The organism is Dyella flava, from assembly GCF_016904955.1.
Taxonomy (GTDB): Bacteria; Pseudomonadota; Gammaproteobacteria; order Xanthomonadales; family Rhodanobacteraceae; genus Dyella_B; species Dyella_B flava.
Genome location: NZ_JADIKE010000036.1, coordinates 84,797 through 108,090, shown reverse-complemented (window position 1 = coordinate 108,090; position 23,294 = coordinate 84,797). Strand labels below are relative to the sequence as shown.

Sequence of the window (23,294 nt, the reverse complement as noted above, 5' to 3'; positions counted from 1 at the left end):
CCTTATCCACAAGAGCTGTGGATAAGTCTGTGGATGCGCCGTTGAGAGGAGGTCTTAATGCGCATCAAAACGGCCCTTGTGACACGCTGTTCAAGTTTTGACCAGTTAAAAATAATCATATGGATCAATATTTTGCGTGGCAGCTTCGAACGTGCGTTGGATTCGTCCACGTACTTGACACGCGTGTATGTCAATACCTTGACGCTGTGTAAAACCGCTCTTTTGCGCCCTGAAAAATGACAATCAGTGGGCGAGGCCGAGTACGGCAGCAAGACTCAGGGTGAAGGTGAGCAACCAGAAATAGCAGCCACCGATAAATAAGAATTTTACGACGGTCATCGCCCAGCCCTGGCGATAAACCCGCTTCTGCATGATCAGCAGGTGGACCGGTAGCCAGAGCATCAGAGCCAGCTGGACGAAGCCCAGCAACCATCCGGTCCAGGCGGCGTGGGGTTTGAGCCAGGTCGAGAGCATGCCGGCCAAAGTGATGAGCAACAGGCTGAGGAAGATAAAGGCGTGGCTATGCAGGGCGACGATCAGGTTCTCCATGTAGAGCCGGCGTCTCAGCGCGTAGAACAGCGTCAGCAGCAGGGCGAAGGTGGGGATCAGCACCAGCATGGTGCCGGGCAATTCGCCGAACACATTGGTCATCACCCGTTCGCGGGCCTCCTGCCGTTGGGCCGGGTTGCCTTGCAGCAGGTCGCGCATGTTGTCCAGCACGTGTTGCCCCAGTGTGGTCAGCCGCTGGTTGGCGAAGGCAGGCAGCCAGCGGATATCTACCGGTGACATGGTGTAGTCGTCGCTGTGTTTCCCGGCGGCCGGAGATGGGGCAGATGGCGCTGTGCTGGGTGCCGCGGGGATGGCGGCGGCGGTGGTTGCCGCTGCCGTGTTGGGCTGGCCCAGTTCGATCAGGCGTTGTCCGGCATCCTGACGGTACTTTTGTTCTGTCGCGTCGATCTGGGCGACGAGGGCTGGGTTGCCGCTGGTTTTGGCACTTTCGGCGCGCGTGGCATCCAGAATCGCCAGCTTGCGGCTGAGATCCTTTTGCACCTCACCGGCCGTGTCATCGTCCTCGAAGTTGCTGGAGGCGCCGCTGATCAGTGTTTGCTGGTGGCGTTGATCGGCGCGGCCGGCGATGACATCCGCGGCCAGGTGCAACGTGAAGAACGACAGCAGGCACAGTACGAACATCAGCCGGAAGGGCGCGATGTAGCGCACGCGACGTCCGCTGAAATATTCCAGGGTGAGAAATCCCGGTTTGAAAAACAGCGTCGGTACGGTATGCAGGATGCGGCCGTCGATATGCAGGACCGTTTCGAAAAGCTCTTCAACCAGTCCATGCACCGGGCGCAGCACGCTGTGCACGGACTGACCGCAGTGATGGCAATACTCCCCTTGCAGCGGTTCGGTGCAGTTGGCGCATTTAATGCCCTCGAACGAGGTCAATTCCTTCATAACCGGTCCCCAGCGGCGCAGTTTGCGATCTTGGCATAGAAGCCGCGCGGATGGCTTTCGCTTCTTAGCCGTGGGGATTGGATACCGGGATGTACAATGAGCGCCTAGGAGAACCCATTCCCATGTCCGCGTTCCATCTCGACCGGGCCAGAGCGTCGCGGGAGATCGGCGCCACGGTGCGCCTTGCCTTGCCGCTGATCCTCGCCCAGCTTGCCGCTGTGGGCAGCAACGTGATTGATGCCGTACTGGCCGGTCATGTGAGCGCGCACGTGCTCGGTTCGGTCGCCGTCGGTGCCAGCATCTGGTCGCTGGCCATCGTCCTGGGCATCGGCATGATGATGTCGGTGCCGCCGTCCATTTCGCAGCTCGATGGCGCGGGCCGTCGGCATGAGGCTGGCGCGGTGTTCCGTCAGGCGATCTGGCTGGCGCTGGGCATGGGCGTGGTGCTGTGGTTTGCCGTGCGCCATGCTGAACCGCTGATCAAACTGATTGGCGTGTCGCCGGGCCTCTACGTGGACGTGGGCGCGTTTCTGCGGGCGATTAGCTGGGGCGCGCCGGCGCTGACCTGCTATTTCGCCCTGCGCGGCTTGTCCGAAGGCCTTTCGCTGACGCGCCCGTCGATGTATTTCAGCTTCGGTGGCCTGGTCTTGCTGGTGCCGCTGGGTTACGTGTTTATGTTCGGCAAGCTGGGTTTGCCGCCACAGGGCGCGCGCGGCTGCGGCATCGCCACCGCGACGGTGCTGTGGCTGGAGATGGTGGCCTTTACCATCTATGTCGCCTGTCATCGCCATTACCGCGGGCTGGGATTGTTCGATCATTTTGAATGGCCGGACCTGCAGCGCATCGGTGCCTTGATGCATATCGGCGTGCCGATGGCGATCACCCTGCTGGCGGAGGGCGGCCTGTTTGTGGCGGCGGCCTTGCTGATCGGCACCTTGGGCGAAGACATCGTCGCCAGCCATCAGGTGGCGCTCAATGTGGCTTCGCTGTTTTTCATGATTCCGCTGGGCCTGGCCATGGCCATCACGGTGCGGGTGGGCAATGCGGTGGGGCGCGGCGATTCGCAGGGGGTGCGCTATGCCGGTTTCTGCGGCATCGGCCTCACCCTCGGTACCCAATTGATATCGGCAGGTCTGATGCTGGGTTTCCCGCACCTGATCGCATCGCTTTATACCCGCGACAAAACGGTGATCGAGCTGGCTTCGCAATTGCTGGTGCTGGCCGGTCTGTTCCAGTTTTCCGACGGTATCCAGGTGGCGTCCAACGGAGCCCTGCGCGGGCTGAAAGATACCCGCGTGCCGATGGCCATCACCCTGTTTGCCTATTGGATGGTCGGCATGCCGGTGGGCTGGTGGCTGGCCTTCCATGTTGGTCTGGGCGCGCGTGGCATCTGGATGGGTCTGATCGCCGGACTGACCATGGCAGCCGTCTTGCTGTTCGCCCGTTTCTGGCTCAGGTCGCGCCGTCACCAGCCTGGTACGTTTGGCCCTGTTGCGACGGCGACTGCGGATGCCACGATTCCCTCATGACCTGAACCGCGCAAGCGGTTACGCTGAGCATCCCATACGGAATCGATGGATCTATGACGACACCCCCGCCCTTGCGCCAACCGCGGCAGCCAAACGGATTCTGGGCTTTTCTGCGCGTATTCGGGCGCGGTATCAACATGGTCAGGCTGATCCTGATCAATCTGGTGTTTTTCGGATTCCTGTTTCTTTTCCTGTTGCTGATCCTTGGCATCGGAGCGGCCAAGCACAATAGCGATATCCAGGACAGCAGCGTGCTGGTGCTGAAGCCGGAAGGACGACTGGTGGAGCAGTACAGCATCAGTCCATTGAAGCGGACACTGTCCAAACTCTCCGGCAACGAGCCCAAGGAAGTGCAGCTGCGCGACCTCACCGGCGCCATCGATGCGGCGGCAAAGGATTCGCGCATCACCCGCATCGTGCTGGATCCGGGCGAGCTGCAAAGCGGTGGTTTTGCCGCGCTGACTGAAGTAGGCGCCGCACTGGATCGTTTCCGCGCTGCGGGCAAGCCGGTAGTGGTGTGGGCATCCAGTCTGGATCAGTACCAGTACCTGCTCGCCGTGCATGCCGATCGCATCCTGCTCGATCCACAGGGCGGTCTGCTGATTACTGGCCTGGCCAACTATCGCCTGTTCTACAAGGACCTGCTCGACAAGTTGGGCGTGAATGTCTACCTGTTTCGCGTCGGCCAGTTCAAGAGTGCGGCCGAGCCTTTTGTGCTTGATCATGCCTCGCCCGAATCCAAGCTAGCGGACAGCTATTGGATGGGCGGTCTGTGGGATCAATACATCGCCACCATCGCGAAACTGCGCAAGCTCGATCCTACCGTCGTGCGTGCTGATATCGACGAACTGCCCGATCGCATTGCCAGCACAGAAGGCGATCTGGCCAAGCTCGCGCTGGATGAGCATCTGATCGACGGCCTCGCCACGCGCGAGGAACTGGTTGAGTCGTTGCGTGCGCAAGGCGTGCCGGCGGGCAAGGATGGTCATGGCTTCCGTGGCGTGGATCTGGATCGCTACGTCGCCAATCTGCCCAGCCGCAACAAGATTGCTGGTCCGGGCGTGACGGTGGTGGTGGCCGAGGGCGAAATTTCCGGTGGCGAGCAGCCGGCCGGTTCCATCGGTGGTGAGTCGACCGCGGCGTTGATTCGCAGCGCACGCGAAGACAAGCGCACCAAGGCGCTGGTGTTGCGCGTGAATTCGCCGGGTGGCGAAGTGTATGCCGCCGAGGAGATCCGGCGCGAAGTGGAGCAGACGCGCAAGGCCGGCATCCCGGTCGTCGTGTCGATGGGTGACGTGGCGGCCAGCGGCGGCTACTGGATCTCGATGAACGCCGACAGGATTTACGCCGATCCCAACACCATCACCGGTTCGATCGGCATCTTCGGCATGTACTACACCATCCCCAACACGCTGGCCAAGCTGGGGATCAACAGCGATGGTGTCGGCACTTCGCCGCTGGCGGGCGCGTTTGATGTCAGCCGTCCGCTCGATCCCAAGGTACAGACCGTGATCCAGTCCGTGATCAACAAGGGATATCACGACTTCGTCGGTGGCGTGGCGCAAGCGCGTGGCAAGGATTACGCCGCCATCGATGCGATTGCGCAGGGGCGCGTGTGGACCGGCGATCAGGCCTTGCAGCGTGGCCTGGTCGACCAGCTTGGCGGGCTCGATACCGCCATTGCGAATGCAGCCGATCTGGCCAACCTGGGCAAGGGTTATTCCGTGCGCTACCAGGAACAGCCGATGAGCGCGTTCGAACGGTTTGCGGTAAGCCTCAACCAGACGGCGATGGTGTCGGCGTTGCAAAGCTATGGCATCAGGCTGCCGGGCTGGGTCGCGCAACTGCCGGCACTGGCTCCTGAGTTGCAGATGCTGAGCAGTGCGCAGGCGGGGCGGCCAAACGTGTATTCGTATTGCTTCTGCTCGCCACATTGATGGCACGGGATAGCTCTCCCTTTACGGGAGAGCTATCCACACGGTTACCGATGTTGGCAGGGATGGCGCGCGATGCGTCAACCGACGTCGGCAGCGTAATACTCACCTTGCCTGGCTAAACGCATCGGCATGCCGAATGCGGCAGTAAGCGCTTCATCGGTCAATACGCGGTTCTTGCTGCCTTCCTGCAACACCTTGCCGTCGTGCAGCAACAGCACGTGATCAATCTCCGGCAGGATTTCTTCCACGTGATGCGTCACCAGCAACAGCGTGGTGCCGTGATGAGCAAGTTGGCGCAGGCTTTCCAGAAAACGCCGGCGGCTGGCCGGATCCAGTCCCGCGCACGGTTCATCCAGCAGCAACGCACGCGGACGATGCACCAGTGCACGCGCAATCAATACACGCCGGGCTTCGCCGGTGGACAGGCTGGCCATTTCGCGTCCGATCAGTTGCGAGGCTTCCATTTGCGCCAGCGCTTGATGCTCGCGCTCGCGCATGGATGCGGTGACCTGATGATCCAGGCCAAGCCCGCGCGCAGCGAAGAAGCCGGACACCACCACGTCGAAGACTTCCAGGGGCGAGTCGCTGGTGTAGTCCAGTTGTACGGCGGGCGAAACGATGCCGATCAGGCCGCGCAATTCGCTGACGCTCCAGCGGTCGCGCCCAAACACGCGCATCACCGGTGCACCGTCACGGCGCGCAAGTGGATAAAGCTGGCGTGAGATAAGCCGGATCAGGGTCGATTTACCTGAACCATTCGCGCCTAGGATCGCCGTGTGCTGGCCGATGGCCAGACGAAGACTGAGGCGATCAAGAATCAGCCGTTCGCCGCGCATGACGCTGGCTTCGTGGATCTCCAGCAAGGGGACGGTGGTGTCGAGGTGATGCGTGGTATCAGGGCTCATGCCCGAACCATGCCTTCATCGGGGTGCCTTGACAAGCTTCAGACGTACGGACGTCCAAACGTCACGTGCACGAGAGTGGTTGTTCTAATGCAGACGTGCGAGCGAAAAAACTGATCCGCAGGTATTGGTGCGCAACCCTGCTTATTGCGATTGCTGCTCGATTTGCTTGTCCTGATCCGCCGCCTGCTTGTTCACCAGCTTCTGCACATCCTTGGCGCGCTGCTCGTCCTGCTTCATGGCGTCCCAGGGGGCCGCTGTCGAGGCGCTCTTGGCGGGATCCGACTCGGGCGTCGGGGGTTTGCCGCTGCAGGCGACGAGGCTCAGCAGGCAAAGCAGTGCGGGGGCGGCTTTCATGGCGATGACCTCAGTCTGCGATGCGACCGAGCGAAGTGTCTCGCCGCGTGGCGCTTCAGACAAGCCGGTAAGGATGCTCTGATTCATTCTACGTAGGCGTCACCGAGCCTGTCTGTTCGCAGGCCCAGGGCCGTCGGCTCGACAAGACTGGCCGTCTCCTCGCTCCTCAAAGCCGGGCACATCCATGTGCCCTCTCCGCGTCGGCGGGCCTTCTGGACATCATGCCGCCTGCGTAGAATGGATCAGAGCATCCTTAATGTAAGCTTTGTGCATGAATAGTCGTATTGATGCTTGGCAATTACAGGGACACACCGCCTTGATCACCGGGGCTAGCAAAGGCATCGGCTATGCCGCGGCTCGCGAATTGGCCGGACTGGGCGCCAGCCTGCTGCTGGTGGCGCGCGACGAGGATTATCTGGAACAGGTCTGCGTGGAGCTGACCGACGATTTCCCCGGTATCGACGTGCTGTCGTTCGCGGCGGACGTCAGCGAAGCCGAGGATCGCATGGCGGTGTTCGACTGGATTGCCGATCTGGACACGCCGCTGTCGATCCTGATCAACAATGCCGGTGGCAACATGCCCAAGGCCACGCTCGATTACCACTCCGCGGAGTATCGCTCGATCTTTGAGCAGAATCTTTTTTCCGCTTACGAAATGTGCCGGCTTGCCCACCCCTATCTGACGCAACACGCCAACGCGGCGATCGTCAACATCGGATCCGTGTCTGGCATGACGCATGTGCGTACGGGCTCACCGTACGGCATGACCAAGGCGGCGCTGCATCAGCTCACGCGTAACCTTGCTGCCGAATGGGCCATCGATGGTATTCGCGTCAATGCGGTAGCGCCGTGGTACATCCGCACGCAACGCTCCGAGCCGGCATTGGCGGATGCGGACTATCTCGACGAAGTACTCGATCGCACGCCACTGCGGCGGATCGGCGAGCCGGAAGAGGTCGCCGCCGCCATTGCCTTCCTCTGCCTGCCGGCAGCCAGCTACATCACTGGCCAGGTGTTGGCGGTGGATGGAGGGTTTCTCAATTACGGCTTTTGACGAAGCCGGTTCCTTGGTTTGTCCACAGCAATTGGGGAAACCCTGGTAGCAACCCTGTGGATAATTCTTACCAGGCTTTTCACGACAAGCCTTTGCATGACATTGCGTACATATTGCGCAGACTTTGCTCAGCAATGGTTGAGCTGGGCGATCAAGTCGCTTTCGCGCTGGAGCAAGGGCGGTTGATCGCTCTTGAAGGCCCGCGACAGTTTGCGTTCGTTCTCGTCGTATTCATTGCGTAGCTCCGAACAGGTGTCTTCGGCTGTCATGGCCTGGCAGGAGTCGTGCACCAGCACGTAATGGCTGGCGATAGTCGCTGCGGTCGGCGCGCCGCGGCCGGGCGGCGCGTAGGTCTGGCCGAGCGGAGTGGGGATGATGCCGGTGACCGCCAAGGGTGCGTAATACGGCTGCGGATTACCGTTACTGCTGAAGTAACTGTTGCCGTTGACCGCGTTGATGCAGCGGTACATCAATGATGGTGGCGTACTGGGCAGGGCTGGCGGCGCGGGCGCTTTTGCGGCGATGCTCGTGGTGCTGCCCGGCGAGGCCGGTAGCGGTGAGGAGACTGGCTCGCCGTTTTCCAGCTGCATCGTCTGCTGCTGTTGATTGCGCGTACAGGGCGTGCCTTGATAAATCACTTGTCCCTGGGGCGAGCTGCACTTGTATACCGTCGTGGTGTCGGCACGGGCTGGCAAGGGCAAGTGCAAACCCGCGAAGAGCAGGGCGACGAGCAACAGGGCGGGAGCGCCTAGACGATGCATGTCGCTGCCTGCGTACATCCGATGGGCTAGATGGGCGCAGCGTAACCCAGCGGGCAGGCGAAGTGGATGGGGCGCCCGCGGTCAGAAGTCGATCGGATGTTCCTCGGCGGCAAAGCCGATGGTGACCGCGCCTTCGCCCACGTTGACCATGCCCGTAATGCTCATGGGCGCCTGCATCAGGGTGACACCGTGCTCTTCGCAGGCCTGGACCAGCTTGTCGTAGCCTGGAAGCTTCGGCAGCTCGTCGAGATCGCCGCCATAGGCGGTACACATCACCGGTACCAGCAAGCCCGCGCGCACGCGGTCGGCGGCATACTGGAACAGGGTTTCGCAACCGTGCTCCCAGCCGCGCACCTTGCCGACCGGGCTGGTATCGCCACGGTAGCCACGCAGCAGCGGCTTGATATCCAGCGTGGAGCCCAGTACGGCACTGAACAGGCCCACACTGCGATCGCCTTTCTTCTTGGCGCGTGCGCGCAAGTAATACAGGTCGCGCGGCAACATGTAGCCGTAGGAATTCTCGGCGATATAGGCCAGGCGTTCGCGGATCGCCGCTGGCGTTTCATCGGCTTGCATCAGGCGCACGGCTTCGACCACGCACGGGGCGGAGCCGGCGAACAGGCTGCGCGTATCCATCACGCGCATCAGGAAGGGGCCGGTCATGCCCGCCGGTTCGCGCACCTGGCGGTAGTGCTTCAGCACGGCGAAGCTGGCCTTGACCACGTGCTCGTAGATCGGGCTGCGGGTCGCGGTGATGGTGAGGCAGAACACGCAGTCATTTTCCAGCACCAGTTTTTCCAGGAACAGCTTCTGCACGTCTTCCACCGAACAGGGTTCGGTTTCCGCGGAATGGCTGCGGCTACCCAGCTTCAGGCTGAGAAAGCGCTGGACTTCGGCGGGATCGCGATTGTCCTTGAAAGTCGATTGGTCGACCCGTACCGCGATGGGCATGACAGCGATGTTGTGTTGCTGCAGAAAATCCTGCGGCAGATCGCAGGACGCATCGATAGCCAAACCCATTCGCATGTGCCACCCCTCTCACCCTCAAAAGGCGTGTCGAACATAACACGCGTTATTGTCATGTGATTGTCGCAGTGCGCCAAGGTTGGCGATACGGGTACGCGGGACGGAGTGTATTCGCCGGAGCGCGAGCGCGACGTATAGCCTTCGCCAAGACGGTGCACACGGACTTCGTGCAGCCAGCCGCGCCAATACACACTAAGATAAGGGCACATACTCATCTGGCATTCTGCCGGCGTGGCGTCGCCGGTTTAGCGTTGCGAAGGCTCGCTGCGCGTTGCTCATAGAGTCCTTATGAAAACCAAACACGAGATCGTTAGCAACTGGCTGCCGCGTTACACCGGCGTCCCGCTGGAGCAGTTCGGCCCGCATATTCTGCTTACCAATTTCGGTCACTACGTCGATCTGTTCGCCGAATGGCATGGGGTAGAGGTGCAAGGGCACGACCGCCCGATGCCCAACGCCACGGCCGATGGCATCACCATGATCAACTTCGGCATGGGCAGTCCCAATGCCGCCACCATGATGGATCTGCTCGGCGCCATCCAGCCCAGGGCCGTGCTGTTTCTGGGCAAGTGTGGCGGGGTGAAAAAGAAGAACAAGCTCGGCGACTTGATCCTGCCGATTGCCGCCATTCGTGGCGAAGGCACCAGCAACGACTATTTGCCGCCGGAGGTGCCGGCGCTTCCGGCCTTCCAGCTCCAGCGCGGTGTTTCCACCATGATCCGCGATCTGGGCCACGATTACTGGACCGGCACGGTCTACACCACCAATCGCCGCGTGTGGGAACACGACGAGACCTTCAAGGACTATCTGCGGCGCACCCGCTGCATGGCGGTCGATATGGAAACCGCCACCATCTTTGCCGCGGGCTTTGCCAATCACATTCCCTGTGGCGCCCTGCTGCTGGTGTCCGACCAGCCGATGATTCCCGAGGGCGTCAAGACTGAACTGAGCGACCGCAGTGTGACGGCTCAGTTTGTGGAAGCGCACATCCGCATCGGAATCGAAGCCCTCAAGCTGGTTCGCCGCAACGGGCGAAGCGTTAAGCATCTGCGGTTCGAAGAGGATCCGGTGGAGTAATTCACTCCTTGGCGGGTCGATTTAAAGGGCCTGGAGCGCCCGTTTTCCGCCTCGCGCTCCGCGGCGTCGCCAGCCCTCACTTCGTAAGCTACACGACAAAAATACGTTATTTCATAACGTAAGTTTTGGCGTGCGACAATTTTTCTCGTCCAGTAAAACATGCATAACTGTATGAATTAGAAGTATTTATAGCGATACTTGATGCTTACAAATAGATCGTAAATTTTTGTCATTGACTTTTGCTGATACAGACAATTATGGTCGGAACAGCAAATTGCTAAGCAGCGGTTAAGAAGGGGACTTTGCTGCGCAGGTGGTTTGCAGGGGATGGGGAAGACAGACAGGCATCGCGCAGGTGGCGGTCGAAAAGACCACACCAAGGCTCGGGAAGGCCGTGCATGCCTTTTTGTCTGTTTTAAAAATCTTGCCGCTGGGGGTTATACCGCATGAGTATCAAGAGGCTTGCGCCTGCATCAGGGATGCCGGTGCGTCATACCGCGTTGGCTATGGCTGTAGCCATGGGATTTGGTTTCTCCGGATTTGTCTCTGCGCAGTCTACGACGGGCACCATTGCCGGCCAGGCGCCGGTTGCAGCGGGCGAAACCATCCAGATCACGGGTGGTTCGGGTTTCAACCGCACGGTGCCGGTCGACAGTAAATCCGGCCGTTACAGCATCACCCTACCTATCGGTACTTACACCGTCACGTTGTTGCAGAACGGCAAGACCGTGCAGAGCAAGAACAACGTGACCGCGCTTGCTGCCAGCGCGGTTGCGGTGGACTTCGTCGCTGCATCGGGTGCCAGCACGGCCAATGCGCAGAATCTGTCGTCGGTGATGGTGACGGCGAATGCGATTCCGCCGATCGACGTTACGTCTACCAACCAGAGCACCACCATTACCGCCGAGCAGCTGAAGCACTTGCCGCTGCAGCGTAGCGCCGAAGCGATTGCCTTGCTGGCACCGGGTACGGTGCAGGGCGCTTCGGCCTTGAACAAAGGACCGACAGGTGCGCCGCTGGTGTCGTTCGGTGGTTCGTCGGTGGCCGAGAACGCTTACTACATCAACGGCTTCAACACGTCCGACCCGATCGGCAACCAGGGTGGCCTCACCCTGCCGTACGGTGCCATTGCGCAGCAGCAGACGCTGACCAGTGGTTATGAAGCGCAATACGGTCGTTCGGCCGGTGGCGTGATCAGCCAGATCGGCCAGAGCGGTACCAACACCTGGCACTTCGGCGGTCAGGTGCTGTGGGAACCGGCCTTTGCAGGCGGCACGCCGGCCAATCTGTATTACGAAAACCCGATGTCGACCACACCGGGCCAGGAAAAGGGCGATCTGCTCGACTACCGCAATGCGGACAGCCAGTGGAACACGGTGTATGACGGCTATCTGGGTGGTCCGCTGATCAAGGACACCTTGTTCTTCTTCATCGCTGCCGAAGCGGATCGTACGCACGATACGAATCTTCAGCCGAGTGCCACGACGGGTGACATCTATTACCAGCAGTACACCAATCCGAAGATGTACGGCAAGATCGACTGGAACATCAACGATAGCAACACGCTGGGCATTACCTACGTCAAGAACTCGTACGCCTATGACAGCTCGATTTACAACTACAACTACAACACGTTGACGCCGGGCTCGTTCAGCAGCTACGACCAGTCCTTCAAGAACTCCTACTCGCTGTGGAACGGCAAGTTCACGTCGTACATCACCGACGACATCACGGTAAACGCGATGTTCGGCAAGATGAGCGGTACGCTGTACACCGATCAGCCGCCGTTCAATGGCTCGTCGCTGCCCAGTATCATCCTGCCGTTCCTGCAGAATCCGGCACTCAACGGCAACTCGCCGATTTCCAATCCGAACACCAACTCGAATATCAACAATCCCAACAACACCACCAGCGTGCTCAACCTGCGCTTCGACGTGGAGTGGAAGATTGGCGATCACGATATCCAGGCGGGTATCGACAACGACACTTCGCGTGATATCAACGCCGGTTCGCTGATGACGGGGCCGGGGTATGCCTGGCTGTACAACCAGGCGGCCAGTCCGACTACCTATATCGCCGGCAGCACGGCAGGTGCTTACGGCTGGGTGGATGCGCCCGCGAATTATCCGAACGGCGCACAGGGATATTACGTTGCCAAGTACATCTTCACGGATGCGGCGACGGTGGAAGTGGCGCAGCGCGCGCAGTACATCCAGGATCGTTGGCAGGTCTTGCCAAACTTGTTGTTGAGTCTGGGTCTGCGTAATGACCAGTTCACCAACTACAACCCCTCCGGCGTGCCTTACCTGCGCCTGACCAGTCCGCAATGGGCGCCGCGCCTGGGCGCTACCTGGGACGTGTTCGGCGATTCCACCCTGAAGGTGTTCGGCAACGCCGGCCGCTACTATCTGGCCATGCCATCGGCGGTCGCCCTGCGTGACGCCGGTGCGCCGCTGTACGAGGAAACCTATTACACCTACTCGAGCATCAATCCGGTTACGGGTATTCCGGAAGGTCTGACGCCGATTGCGTCCAATCCAACCACCAACGTGCCGGTCAACAACGAAAACGGCAGCTCGCTGGATCCCAAGGTGGTGGCGTCGCGTAACCTCAAGGCGGAGTACCAGGACGAATTCGTCCTCGGTATGCAGCAACAGATCAACCCGTCGTGGGACTACGGTGTGACGGCGATGTATCGCAGTCTCGGTCGTGCGATCGACGATACCGGCTATACCCAGGCGATCTACAACGCGATGATCGCGCAGGGTGCCAATCCGGCCACGCTGACGCTCAGCGATATCGACGGCAGCATCCTGATCAACCCGGGCCAGTACAACGTGATCGTCGCCAAGAACAATGCCGGCGGTTACAACACAGCGGTGGTGACCAACGCGATGCTGGGCATGCCGCAGTTGATTCGCCGCTACTACTCGCTGGACATGTTCCTGGAGCATCCGTGGGACGGCAAGTGGACGGCGAAGTTCGACTACGTGTTCTCGCGCAGCTGGGGTAACACCGAAGGTCCGGTGCAGTCCAACATCGGCCAGGGCGGCAACTCGGTGTCCGCCACCGAGCAGTGGGACTATCCGCAGATCATGTCCTTCTCCAACGGTCTGCAGGCGAACAACCAGAAGCACCAGTTCCGTCTCTACGGTACGTACCAGATCCTGCCGGAGTGGACCGTCAGTGGCGTTCTGCAGATGGCTTCCGGTACGCCCAAGGATTGCCTGGGTTACTACGGCCCCAACCAGACCGACCCGATCAGCTACGGCTCGTCGTATCACTGGTGTTTTGGCAACCCATCCGCGCCTGGTGCGACTGGCAGCAACCCCTGGACGGAAATTCTGAGCCTGCAGGTGGAATATCGTCCGGAGTGGGCGAACAAGAAGTTGGGCTTCCAGCTCCAGGTCTACAACCTGTTCAACCAGCAGCGCATCACGCAGATCTACGCGCAGGCGGGATCGACGTCCAGTCCGAACCCGTTGTACCTGTCGGCGATCGAGAACGGTACGCCCAGCCAGAACAGCTATGGCGTGGAAACACCGCGCTATCTGCAGTTCGGTATTACCTACGACTGGTAATCGGGTCGTGGTGTGAAAGCGCGGCACTTGATTCGTCAGGTGCCTCGTTACGAAGGAAACATCGACAAACAAAAGGCCGCCGGTATCCGGCGGCCTTTTGCGTTGGCGTTCAATCCTGGATCAGATCAGGCCCGCTGCGCGGAGCCGTTCGCGCAATGGATCCAGCTTGTCACCGTAACGCGTGTTGCGTGGCGTATCCATGCGCAGTGGTTGGCGGACCTGCGCCGCACTGGCGGTACTGAGCACGGTGCGGGATGTTTCATGAAAAGCGAGGCAGGCCGGATCAAAGCCGAGTCCGCAGAAATCGAGCAGCTGGCGAATCTGTGGCTCGGTGTCTGTAAGCAGGGTTTCGTAGACGTGATCGAAAATCTTGCCGGGCAGCACCTCTTGCCAGTAACGCATCAGGCGCTCGTAGTCAGCGTAATAGCTGACCATGTCGTCCAGGTCATAGCTGAAATGCGCGCCATTGCTAAACAGCTGGCGATAGCAGGCAAAGCAGGTTTCGAGCGGATCGCGTCGCGAGTTGACGATGCGCGCACCCGGCAACATCCGCGCTATGGCGCCGACCAGTTCCCAGGTCACCAGATTTTTGTCGGTGGAGCGCGGCCGCTTTTCCCGCCAGCGTTGGGTTCGTTGCAGATAATCGCGCCCCAGGCGCGCCCAGTCTTCGGCAGTCGCCGCGGCGACCCACTGCGGGAAAGGTTGTCCGCGGCGCCTGGATTCGTCGTCAATCACCTGCGGAAAGTCGGTGATCTCGTTGGCGCCCTCGACGTCGGGATGCGAGGCGAGGATCTGTTCGGTGAGCGTGGAGCCGGAGCGGGGAAGGCTGACGATAAAGATCACCTCCTGGCCCAGGGCCGGGTCCAGCGGTGCGGGTGCGGGACCTTGAAAAGCCCTCATGATGGCGTCTATCTGCGTCCGTTCGGCGGACGCGTTCCACGGCACCTGCTTACGCTTGAGCGTATTGGCTTCGCGTAGCGTTTCGAAAGCGGCGGGATAGTTGCTCTGGTCTTCCTGCGCCTTGGCCAGTGCGAAGCCGATGGACAGGCGAGCCTCGGTTTGCACGCCGGGCTGCCGAAAAAGCTGATGCAGTTGGGCGGTGTCCTTTTCCGTAAAACGCAAGGTCTTCAAGTTGGCCAAGGCAAACCAGGCTTTGTAGTTGCCGGGTTGGCGCCGCAGGATGTCTCGATAGTTGTCGATGGCGTCTGCGACATTTCCCTGGCTGGCCTGCGCATCGGCGAGGGTGATGCGTGCGGTGACATGGCCAGGCTCAATCGCCAACGCACGTTGCAAGGCTGAGCACGCTTCATCCGTATGCACCTGGAGCTTGAGCGCCTTGCCCAGGTTGTACCAGGCAGAGGCCATGCCCGGCTCGCGCTCGCAGGCTTGCCGCAAGCTGGCCAATGCCAGATCGATCGCACCGGTCTCGAACTGCGAGCTGCCCAGGCTGGTAAGTATCACGCCATCACCAGGACACACAGCCAGTGCGCGCTGCAAGGACTCGACGGCCTTTACGTGATCGCCGCGCATTTGAAACGCAATACCCATCAACCGGTGCGCTTCCGCACATTGCGGCGCCAGCGCCAGCACGCTCACCAGTGCGCGCTCAGCAACGTCAGGCTGCCCACGCCCAAGCGCCATTCCTGCCTCATCAAGGAAGCGGCGTGCGGACGGCGACAGGCCGGCCGCACGGTCCACCGACGGGTGAGCCTGGTTTGCCGTCATGCTGCGATTCCCCGTAAGCGCGATCTGAATCCATGGATGAGACTACATCAGCGATCAACATCGCACTACGGCGACGTATAAAGAAAGGCCGCCGGAAACCGGCGGCCTTGAGGGGTGGAAGAGCTCGTTACGTGTTTGTCAGGTCGCGATCAGAAATCGTACTCGGCGTTGAGCTGGACGTAGCGGGGTACTTGGTAACCTGTCGGAGTCAGGTATGTCGTGTTGTTGAACGTCTGCCACGTACCTTGTCCCCCATTGGAAGGTGGTGCGTAGTTGGCGTTCTGGTTTTCGTTGACGCTGAGTACGGTGTGCTTATTGAACACATTGAAGACGGTTGCGCGAAGCGTAAGGCCCTTGAGCCACTCAGGCTGATAGGCCACATTCAGATCAAGCTGCCACAGGGTAGGCGTCCTTCCGGCGGAGCCACGTGATACCCACTGACCGACGCCGTCCGCCACGCAGTAAAGATAGGGCGAGGAGCCTCCGGACGAACCGTAACCGCCGATATCGTAATCAATCGGGGCGTCGCCGTAGCAATTCCTGGGGCGTCCGGTTTGCGCCAAAAGATTCGCGCCGACGGTCCATTCATGGGTGATCTTCCATGCACCGTAAGCCTTCACCGTATGGGTGTGATCATTGGTTTGCGGTCCATTGTTGCCGATCATGATTTCCGGGTAGTCGAACAACTCAGAAGTAGCTGTGTCGGACTGACCAATATTGGAATTTACCAAACCTTCCGAGTTGCCGTATGACTTGGCAAACGTGTAAGAGACATTCAAGTAGAACTTGTTAATGAAATTGCGCTCAGCCGTTAGTGAAAGCGCGTAGTAATTGCGTTTGTAGCTGGGCTCGCCAACGTCAGTGCCGGTCAGATGGATCGGGTAAAGCTTGCCTGGATTGTTCGGGTCAAGCGGCAGCGTCAAATCTGCGCGATTGCCGGGGTTGCCGATAAAGCAGCCGTTGATGAAGTCATACGGAGGCGAGAGTGAATCCGTTGGGAGGTTCATGCCATACGTTGCATTGGCGTACTTGGCAATCGGACGGAAATCGCAGATATCGTCGATACCGGTGAGCACCTTGCGGAAGGTTCCCTTGATGCCAAGCGTCCAGTCGGCAACTTGTTGCTGCGCGCCAAGAATGAATTCCCGTTGCTTGAACGGCTTGAGATTGCTCGCTGCGTAACTGGTTGGGTTGGGGGTTATGCCAGCTGCACCATTCGCATACGCAATGGGGCCTGTGGCAACCGGATCGATCGGCGCGCCAGTGACCGGATTGACCTCCGTGTAGCTGAAGTTTTGATAGCTGTAGATGGAAGCCGCCGCACCGCGAACGGCGACGCCGGCGTCCACCGGAAGCGAGTAGTCGCCCGCGCTTCCATAGATCTTCAGGGTCGAATCACCATGGACATCCCAGGAGAAGCCAAGGCGTGGCTGCAGGTTGTGGTCCTGCTTGACGTAAGTCTGGCCGAGGCCATTCTGGTTGTTGAACTGGTCGTTGCGCAGGCCATAACGCAGCAGAAAGTTATCGGTGATATGCCAGTTATCCTGCAGATACGCGGCGCGCTGCGTCATACCTACTTTGGCGCCGGTATTGAAGATGATTTGCTGCGCCGAATAGTCGCCGGGATCGCCGCTGTAGTACCACATCGATCCGCCTTCGTAGCCCTGGCCGAAGAACGACGTCGTGCGATCGCGTGACCAGCCGCCGGTGATGTCATGATCACCAAGCTTGTACTCCAGGTCGATGCGGAAGGACTTGCGAGTGTCGTTGCTCTGAGGGGCGGTGAGGAAGCTTCCAGGCACGAAGGAGCAGTGGTTATAAGCCGGAATGCTTCCATCTACCACCGGGCTGCGGCGATCGGAGATTCGCGGGCAACCGGAAGCCTGCTGCGTGATAATGCCCGGATACGATTCCACCGCGCCATTGGCCGCATAGGCGACGTTATAACGGCTGTTTTTGTTCTGGCCATATTGCGTGGTCAGCGTAAAGTCGTCGGTGATGTAGCTGGTGTACTTCAGGATATTGTTCTGGCCACCGGCCTTGCTCTTCACCACGCCCTGGTAATCGTAATGATAAGGACGGTTGGAGCCATCGGTTGCAAAGCCGGCGTAGTAGACATCCGTACTGTAGTGACGCGTGTCGTTGAAGCCGGTGTATTCGAGGATGTTGTTGTCGTTGATGTTCCAGTCGACCTTCAGCAACCAATACGGATCTTTCTCGGTTTGCGCGGTGTAGCCACCGGAAGCGGGGGCGCCGCCCGGAACATAACTGCCATATCCGGCAGAGTTGGTCTGGGTCTGGCTTACCAGACCAAACACGAACAATTTGTCTTTGATCAACGGGCCGCCAATCCAGGCGTTCCAGCGCGAATTGAAGTCAACCGGTGCGCCGTCAGCGTTGCCAAAACGGTAGTTCCTGTTGCCGCTGGTGATGTACTGCGGATTGCCGTTCTTTTTGTAGACGTTCGGGTCGCGCGCCATCAATGATGTGGGATTCCAGGTGACATCCACACCACCTTTCCATTCGTTCGTGCCGCGCTTGGTGGTGACCGAGATGACACCCCCGGTCGAGTTGCCGTATTCGGCGCCATAGCCGCCGTCCTGAATTGATTCCTGGTCAATCGCTTCGAACGGAACCTGCGAAAAGCTCAGTGAGTCAAATTGGTTTGTGACGTTGAAGCCGTTGACGTAGTAGCTGTTTTCGGCAACGGATGCGCCGCCGAAGGATGCAAGATTGCCAAAGGCTGAGTCGCCTTGAACGGCGCCGGGCGTCAGCAAGGCAATGGCAGTCACATTGCGCGGAATCGGTAACGACTTCATTTGCTCGGCGGTGATCACGGTATTGGTTTGCACCGAGGACACGTCGATATTGGCCATCGACTTGGCCGACACGCTGATGGTGTCGAGGTTCTTGGCATCTGCCGAGCTGGCACTGGCGGCGACATCGGCAGCCAGATTCACGCTGGCGCCTTGACCGGCCAGTACGGTCACTTCCTGCGTGCTCGTTTTGCCGCTATCGATCAGCTTGACTTGATACTTGCCCGGAAGCAGTGCATTGAACTGAAAGGTTCCGCTCGGTCCCACGGTAATGGTGCGAGAGGAACCGTTGCCTTCATTGACAGCGGTGACTTCGGCGCCCGCGGCAGCTGTTCCGTGGATCGAGCCCGACGTACTTTGCGCCAGCACGGCGCCGCCGCCCATGCCGAGCACGAGGGCGATGCTCATCGCGATTTTGCGATGGCGTGCTTGGTTGTTTTGACGAATCTGCATGGATCCCTCCAGTTGGCAAGCCGCTACCGCGAAGCGGTAACGCCTCGAAAGTTGCAGCGTCCGAGCGCTGCTCTCGATGGGTTTGTTTGCCGAGGCGCCGAATGTGCCCGTCACGAGTGCGGGTTCGCCGAACAAGCGATGCGCTGGCTGGACACACGCTATGGCTTGGAGGAGTTGCTGTGCAACGGTTACTTGACCGAAAAATGGCTACGGCGCTTGGTGGCGGCAATTGCACATGCGGGAATCGTTGCGCATGTCGTGCCTGACATCACCTTGATGTCGTTACATCAAAAGGCATGCGATACAACTGTTTATTCACACCAGATAGTTTTCCGATGTAGGCGAGAACCTTGCTTTCTGTCCGTTTATGCTTGTGTGCTTTGCATACTTCTTGCTGAAGTTATGGCATTAGGCTTACATGCATGTGGGTCGTGAAAGTACGCGAAGGGGAGTGGGTTAGATAGCTGTCTATCTGAACCGATGACCTCGAAGGGTGTCGCAAAAAGATCCACTGGGAAGTCGATGTTGCCGAATTCCCTGCTCGATAGTTCTTGTCCGTGCAACTACACGCCAGGTCGGGGAGTCGGGTCATTCAAGGCACAAAAAAAGCACGAGGTTTTGAACCTCGTGCTTTTTCATTGCGGGGATGCGCTCGGGATGGGGTTCAGTAGCGCGGTACGCTCGAATCAATCTCAGCCGCCCATGCATCCATGCCACCATCGACGCTATAGATGTTGGTGAAGCCGTGCGCGATGAAGCGTTCGGCAGCACTGCGGCTGGAGATGCCGTGATGGCAGATAAAGGCCAGTGCGGTGTCCTTGGGCAGCGCAGCGAGTGCGGCGTAGCCTTCTTCTTCCAGTACACGCGCCTGCGGCAGCGGCGCCGCCATCATGCGGCCCTGGGCCGGACGTACGTCGATCAGTGTGATATCACCCTTGGTCAGGCGCTGTTTCAACTCATGCACGCTCATCGATTTCAGCTCGGTGGCGCCCGGAAACTTCAGGCTCAGACCCTCACCCTGCATGGTGGAGACCCAGTCGATCACGATGTCCTTGGCGCGCTGTGCGCTGGCGGGATCGAAATGCACTTCGATGCCGTTGGCGACCACCACGATGTCGTGATCACTGCTCGGTGCGAGCTGGAAGCCGGCGCTATGGTCCGGGCCGATTTCCAGATGCAACGCAAGACCCTGGGCGTTGGCCGTGCCTTGGCGGATCGCCTCGGCGGCCTTGTCGGTGATGGTGATTTCAGGCGGCGTGCGGTCCGGGGCTGCGGCACCGAACAGCTGGTGCAGTTCACCGCTGCCATACATCTGGCGAATGATGTCGGCGCCGCCGACCAGTTCGCCATCCACATAAAGCTGCGGAATGGTCGGCCAGTTACCGAATGCCTTGATGCCTTCGCGGATTTCCGGATCTTCCAGCACGTTGACAGTGTGGTATTCCGGCAGCAGTTCGTTGAGGGTGTTGGTGGCGGCGGCGGAGAAGCCGCACATCGGCTGCTGGCGGGTGCCCTTCATGAACAACACCACGCGGTGGTCTTTGAGCAGGCTTTCGATACGTTCGCGGGTGGTGCTGTCGAGGGACATGTAGGGGCTCCGGTGGGGAAAGGCCATTGTATCCCCTTGCATATGCTGGCGGATTGGGCGCGTTCAAGGCGGGGAGAGGGCGAGGGGCGAGGTGGCCAGCTCGCCCCTTTTTCGGCCCTGGAGCGGACGTCAGGCTGCCGGGCGCAGGTCTTCCAGTTCAGTCTTGCGACGGGCCAGCGGCGCCAGGGCCAGTGCGGCGGTGGGCGAGGGCATGACCAGTTCGCGGCTGGCGCGGCCCAGTGCCGTGGGCTGCTCGCTCCAGTGGATCAGTTCCATCGCCCCGACCTCGTCCTCGATCAGTGCGGTGCAGTGTTCCACCCAGTCGCCATCGTTGAGGTAGACCACGCCATCGATGGTGCGTACCTGGCCGTAATGGATGTGGCCACAGATATGACCGTCCATGCCTCGTTCGCGCGCGTCGGTGGCCACGCGTTCTTCATACGCGCGGATATAGGCCAGGGCCTTGCCGATGTGCGATTTCACAATGATCGACAACGGCAGATAGGGGAGCGCCATACGGCGGCGCCAGGCGTTCACGCGGCGGTTGCCCCAGCAGATGAAGCGATGCATGGCTTCGCCGATATGCAACATCCAGCTGCGTCCGATCTGCTCGGGATCGTATTCGTCGCCGTGGCTGACGCGATAACGGCGTCCGTCGGCGCCCACGTGCACGGCATCCAGTTCGATGCGTACGCCGCAGATCGATTGCCCGACCATGCCGCGCAGTGCGGCATCGTGGTTGCCGGGAATGTAGGTGACTTCGACCCCGCGACGTGCCATATCCAGCACTTCGGCGATCACGGTTCCGTGGTCTGGATGCCACCAGCGGCGGCGGCTCAGGGCTTCCAGGTCGATGATGTCGCCCACCAGATACAGCTTCTGACACTGCAGCTGCCGCAGGAAATCCAGCAGGTAAGCCGCCTTGCAGTCAGGTGTGCCCAGATGAACGTCGGAAATGAATGCGCTTCGGCAGCGAAGGATGGCCATGGCGTCGGTCCCCGGTTGGTTGCCGGGTGCTCAGTCTCATACTGCAACGTCACCAAGTGATGGCGAAAAGGTTGCAAAGAGGTTGCTGCCGGCCTTTCCCCGAGCTTTCTTAGCTTAAAGCGGCCCGCACGACGGGTTCGATCGCCTGGGTCCACAGGCTGTACTGGGCACCCGAAGGGTGCAGGCCGTCTGAAGCGACCAGATTGGCGTGGTCGCGGGAAATGCCGGTGATATTCACGAACCGGGCGCCGGCCTCAAGGGTTTCCGCATGGGCGATCCCATTGAATGCATCCAGTTCCGCCGCGATCTGCCGCAGATTGCGGCCACTCTGGTGGCCGAATGGCGTAACGCCCCAATCGGGAATGGAAACCACCACCAAACGTTGCGGGCGCTTGCCAGCCAGGCTCATCGCGCGCAGCAGCAAGGCGCGGAACTGAGCACGGTATTCCTCGGCCGGCCGGCCCCGATATTGATTGTTGACGCCGATCAGCAGGGTGACCAGGTCATAGCTTGCAGCGAGCTCGGCCTTGTCGATGCCGTCGGACAATTCGTCCGTGGTCCAGCCGGTGACCGCGACAATCTGCGGGTCGTCGATAACCAGACCCTGCCCGCGCAGCTTTTCAGTGAGCTGCATCGGCCAGCGCTGATTAGCCAGCACGTCCTCGCCGATGGTGTAGGAGTCACCCAGAGCCAGATAACGCAAAGCCATGGATCAGGCGATCGCCGCTGCGCGCGGTGTTTGTTCGGCCGCCATCCGTTCCAATACCCGCTCCATGCGCACGAACACTTCGTGCAGTTGTGCCGGTGGCGGCAGCAGCGTCAGACGCAGATGGCGGCTGGTGGGCACGTTGAAACTGGAGCCGGGTACGACCAGCACTGATTCTTCTTCCAGCAGGCGCAGCGCAAACGCGTCGTCACTGAAATTGGCAATGCGATCGCTTCGCACGCGCGGGAACGCATAGAGCGCACCGCCCGGTGTTACCAGATCCAGATAGCGGCTGGCTGCAACACCTTCCAGCACGGTCTTGCGTGCGTCGTGCAAGCGTCCGCCCGCCGAGGTGAGGGCGTTGATGGTCGGCGTATCTTGCAGCGCAGGAATCACCGCCCATTGTGCGGTGACGTTTGCGCACAGGCGCAAGGCCGCCAGCAGCTGCAGTGCGTCGCGGTAATCGTGGGTGCGCGCCGGATCGCCCGAAAGACTCAACCAGCCCACGCGATAACCACAAGCGCGATGCACCTTGCTCAAGCCGCCGAAACTGATGCACGGCGTGTTGCCGGCGACTTCCGCCAGCGGCTGGAAGGTGGTGTCGTCGTAGAGGATCTCGTCGTAGATCTCGTCACAAAGCAGCAGCAGGTGGTGGCGCGCGGCGATGGCGACGATCTGCTCCAGCAAGGCGCGCGGATACACTGCGCCGGTGGGGTTGTTCGGGTTGATCAGCACCAGCGCACGGGTCCTCGGCGTGATCAGCGCCTCGATCTCTTCCGGATCGGGCATGTGCCGGTTCTCGGCCAGGCAGCGGTAATAGCGAGGCACGCCCCCATTGAGGATGGTGGCCGCGCTCCACAGCGGATAGTCCGGACTTGGCAGCAACACTTCATCGCCCGGTTGCAGCAGTGCGCGCAGGCTTAGATCGATTAATTCGCTGACACCGTTGCCAATAAAGATGCGCTCGACTTCCACATGATGCGCACCGCGCGCCCGCTGTTGCGCGGCGATCGCTTCGCGTGCCTGTTCCAGGCCCTGCTCGTGGCCATAGGCTTCGCTTTCGTGCAGGTGCGCGGCGATGGCCTCGCGCAGGTGATCCGGCACAGTAAAGCCATAGCGGGCGGGGTTGCCGATATTGAGCTTGATGATGGGCAATCCCGCGGCTTCGAGTTCGCGCGCGCGACGGGTCAGCGCACCGCGGATTTCGTAACGCACCTCGTTCAGATGCGCGCTGGGTTTGATCGGGGCCAACGGCTTCGTCCTTTATTTTTCGAGGAAACCCGGCATGCCGCCGGTTCGGGACGATGCTAACAGCGTGGACGGGCGCTGTGGGGCCGAAA

16 protein-coding genes are annotated in these 23,294 nt (G+C 60.2%); 5 read left to right on the top strand and 11 right to left on the bottom strand.

The window, feature by feature from the left end; all coding sequences use genetic code 11:
- Nucleotides 1–243 precede the first annotated feature (243 nt).
- A complete protein-coding gene (locus ISP19_RS11955; RefSeq protein ID WP_204682385.1) occupies nucleotides 244–1,455 on the bottom strand; it encodes a DUF3667 domain-containing protein in 1,212 nt (403 codons plus the stop codon).
- Nucleotides 1,456–1,577: 122 nt separating this feature from the next.
- On the opposite strand from ISP19_RS11955, the gene ISP19_RS11950 reads away from it, so the two are divergent.
- On the top strand, nucleotides 1,578–2,984 hold the full coding sequence (locus ISP19_RS11950; protein ID WP_204682382.1) for an MATE family efflux transporter: 1,407 nt from the start codon (nucleotides 1,578–1,580) through the stop codon (nucleotides 2,982–2,984).
- Nucleotides 2,985–3,037: 53 nt separating this feature from the next.
- On the top strand, nucleotides 3,038–4,921 hold the full coding sequence (sppA, locus tag ISP19_RS11945; protein ID WP_204682380.1) for a signal peptide peptidase SppA: 1,884 nt from the start codon (nucleotides 3,038–3,040) through the stop codon (nucleotides 4,919–4,921).
- A gap of 77 nt (nucleotides 4,922–4,998) precedes the next feature.
- Here the strand turns inward: sppA and ISP19_RS11940 are convergent, their stop codons facing one another.
- On the bottom strand, nucleotides 4,999–5,826 hold the full coding sequence (locus ISP19_RS11940) for an ABC transporter ATP-binding protein (RefSeq protein WP_204682378.1): 828 nt from the start codon (nucleotides 5,824–5,826) through the stop codon (nucleotides 4,999–5,001).
- Between the two features lie 141 nt (nucleotides 5,827–5,967).
- Entirely contained in the window at nucleotides 5,968–6,267 is a 300-nt protein-coding gene (locus tag ISP19_RS11935; protein ID WP_338082382.1) for a hypothetical protein, read from the bottom strand.
- Nucleotides 6,268–6,451: 184 nt separating this feature from the next.
- Between ISP19_RS11935 and ISP19_RS11930 the strand changes: the two genes are divergently transcribed.
- Nucleotides 6,452–7,234 carry an SDR family oxidoreductase gene (locus tag ISP19_RS11930; protein ID WP_204682376.1) on the top strand — a complete coding sequence of 261 codons (783 nt, stop codon included), beginning with the start codon at nucleotides 6,452–6,454 and terminating at the stop codon, nucleotides 7,232–7,234.
- A gap of 128 nt (nucleotides 7,235–7,362) precedes the next feature.
- Here ISP19_RS11930 and ISP19_RS11925 read toward each other — a convergent pair whose 3' ends face one another.
- Both ISP19_RS11925 and ISP19_RS11920 read right to left on the bottom strand, forming a co-directional pair.
- Nucleotides 7,363–7,995, bottom strand: a complete 633-nt coding sequence (locus tag ISP19_RS11925) for a DUF4124 domain-containing protein (RefSeq protein ID WP_204682374.1) — start codon at nucleotides 7,993–7,995, stop codon at nucleotides 7,363–7,365.
- An 81-nt stretch (nucleotides 7,996–8,076) separates the two neighbouring features.
- Nucleotides 8,077–9,021, bottom strand: a complete 945-nt coding sequence (locus ISP19_RS11920; protein ID WP_204682372.1) for a DegV family protein — start codon at nucleotides 9,019–9,021, stop codon at nucleotides 8,077–8,079.
- Between the two features lie 288 nt (nucleotides 9,022–9,309).
- Here ISP19_RS11920 and ISP19_RS11915 point away from each other — a divergent pair, with 288 nt between their 5' ends.
- Nucleotides 9,310–10,098 carry an AMP nucleosidase gene (locus ISP19_RS11915; protein ID WP_204682370.1) on the top strand — a complete coding sequence of 263 codons (789 nt, stop codon included), beginning with the start codon at nucleotides 9,310–9,312 and terminating at the stop codon, nucleotides 10,096–10,098.
- Between the two features lie 446 nt (nucleotides 10,099–10,544).
- Nucleotides 10,545–13,679 (top strand): TonB-dependent receptor, encoded by a 3,135-nt coding sequence (locus tag ISP19_RS11910; protein ID WP_204682368.1) that lies wholly within the window; start codon nucleotides 10,545–10,547, stop codon nucleotides 13,677–13,679.
- Between the two features lie 120 nt (nucleotides 13,680–13,799).
- On the opposite strand, the gene ISP19_RS11905 is transcribed toward ISP19_RS11910, so the two are convergent.
- From ISP19_RS11905 to ISP19_RS11880, 6 genes are all read right to left on the bottom strand, one after another.
- On the bottom strand, nucleotides 13,800–15,404 hold the full coding sequence (locus ISP19_RS11905) for a tetratricopeptide repeat-containing sulfotransferase family protein (RefSeq protein ID WP_204682366.1): 1,605 nt from the start codon (nucleotides 15,402–15,404) through the stop codon (nucleotides 13,800–13,802).
- Nucleotides 15,405–15,553: 149 nt separating this feature from the next.
- Nucleotides 15,554–18,673, bottom strand: a complete 3,120-nt coding sequence (locus tag ISP19_RS11900) for a TonB-dependent receptor (RefSeq protein WP_204682364.1) — start codon at nucleotides 18,671–18,673, stop codon at nucleotides 15,554–15,556.
- A 664-nt stretch (nucleotides 18,674–19,337) separates the two neighbouring features.
- A complete protein-coding gene (gene grxD / locus ISP19_RS11895; RefSeq protein WP_204682362.1) occupies nucleotides 19,338–20,261 on the bottom strand; it encodes a Grx4 family monothiol glutaredoxin in 924 nt (307 codons plus the stop codon).
- Nucleotides 20,262–20,390: 129 nt separating this feature from the next.
- Nucleotides 20,391–21,248: a UDP-2,3-diacylglucosamine diphosphatase gene (locus tag ISP19_RS11890; RefSeq protein WP_204682360.1), complete on the bottom strand. Its 858-nt coding sequence runs from the start codon at nucleotides 21,246–21,248 to the stop codon at nucleotides 20,391–20,393.
- A 109-nt stretch (nucleotides 21,249–21,357) separates the two neighbouring features.
- Entirely contained in the window at nucleotides 21,358–21,957 is a 600-nt protein-coding gene (locus ISP19_RS11885) for an SGNH/GDSL hydrolase family protein (protein WP_204682358.1), read from the bottom strand.
- Between the two features lie 3 nt (nucleotides 21,958–21,960).
- Nucleotides 21,961–23,205, bottom strand: coding sequence for an aminotransferase class I/II-fold pyridoxal phosphate-dependent enzyme (locus tag ISP19_RS11880; protein WP_204682356.1), 1,245 nt, complete (start codon nucleotides 23,203–23,205; stop codon nucleotides 21,961–21,963).
- Nucleotides 23,206–23,294 lie beyond the last annotated feature (89 nt).

Excerpts from the sequence above, each read along its gene's own strand:
- ISP19_RS11955 (WP_204682385.1), bottom strand. The coding sequence starts at position 1,455 with ATGAAGGAATTGACCTCGTTCGAGGGCATTAAATGCGCCAACTGCACC.
- ISP19_RS11950 (WP_204682382.1), top strand. The coding sequence starts at position 1,578 with ATGTCCGCGTTCCATCTCGACCGGGCCAGAGCGTCGCGGGAGATCGGC.
- sppA (WP_204682380.1), top strand. The coding sequence starts at position 3,038 with ATGACGACACCCCCGCCCTTGCGCCAACCGCGGCAGCCAAACGGATTC.
- ISP19_RS11940 (WP_204682378.1), bottom strand. The coding sequence starts at position 5,826 with ATGAGCCCTGATACCACGCATCACCTCGACACCACCGTCCCCTTGCTG.
- ISP19_RS11935 (WP_338082382.1), bottom strand. The coding sequence starts at position 6,267 with ATGAATCAGAGCATCCTTACCGGCTTGTCTGAAGCGCCACGCGGCGAG.
- ISP19_RS11930 (WP_204682376.1), top strand. The coding sequence starts at position 6,452 with ATGAATAGTCGTATTGATGCTTGGCAATTACAGGGACACACCGCCTTG.
- ISP19_RS11925 (WP_204682374.1), bottom strand. The coding sequence starts at position 7,995 with ATGCATCGTCTAGGCGCTCCCGCCCTGTTGCTCGTCGCCCTGCTCTTC.
- ISP19_RS11920 (WP_204682372.1), bottom strand. The coding sequence starts at position 9,021 with ATGCGAATGGGTTTGGCTATCGATGCGTCCTGCGATCTGCCGCAGGAT.
- ISP19_RS11915 (WP_204682370.1), top strand. The coding sequence starts at position 9,310 with ATGAAAACCAAACACGAGATCGTTAGCAACTGGCTGCCGCGTTACACC.
- ISP19_RS11910 (WP_204682368.1), top strand. The coding sequence starts at position 10,545 with ATGAGTATCAAGAGGCTTGCGCCTGCATCAGGGATGCCGGTGCGTCAT.
- ISP19_RS11905 (WP_204682366.1), bottom strand. The coding sequence starts at position 15,404 with ATGACGGCAAACCAGGCTCACCCGTCGGTGGACCGTGCGGCCGGCCTG.
- ISP19_RS11900 (WP_204682364.1), bottom strand. The coding sequence starts at position 18,673 with ATGCAGATTCGTCAAAACAACCAAGCACGCCATCGCAAAATCGCGATG.
- grxD (WP_204682362.1), bottom strand. The coding sequence starts at position 20,261 with ATGTCCCTCGACAGCACCACCCGCGAACGTATCGAAAGCCTGCTCAAA.
- ISP19_RS11890 (WP_204682360.1), bottom strand. The coding sequence starts at position 21,248 with ATGGCCATCCTTCGCTGCCGAAGCGCATTCATTTCCGACGTTCATCTG.
- ISP19_RS11885 (WP_204682358.1), bottom strand. The coding sequence starts at position 21,957 with ATGGCTTTGCGTTATCTGGCTCTGGGTGACTCCTACACCATCGGCGAG.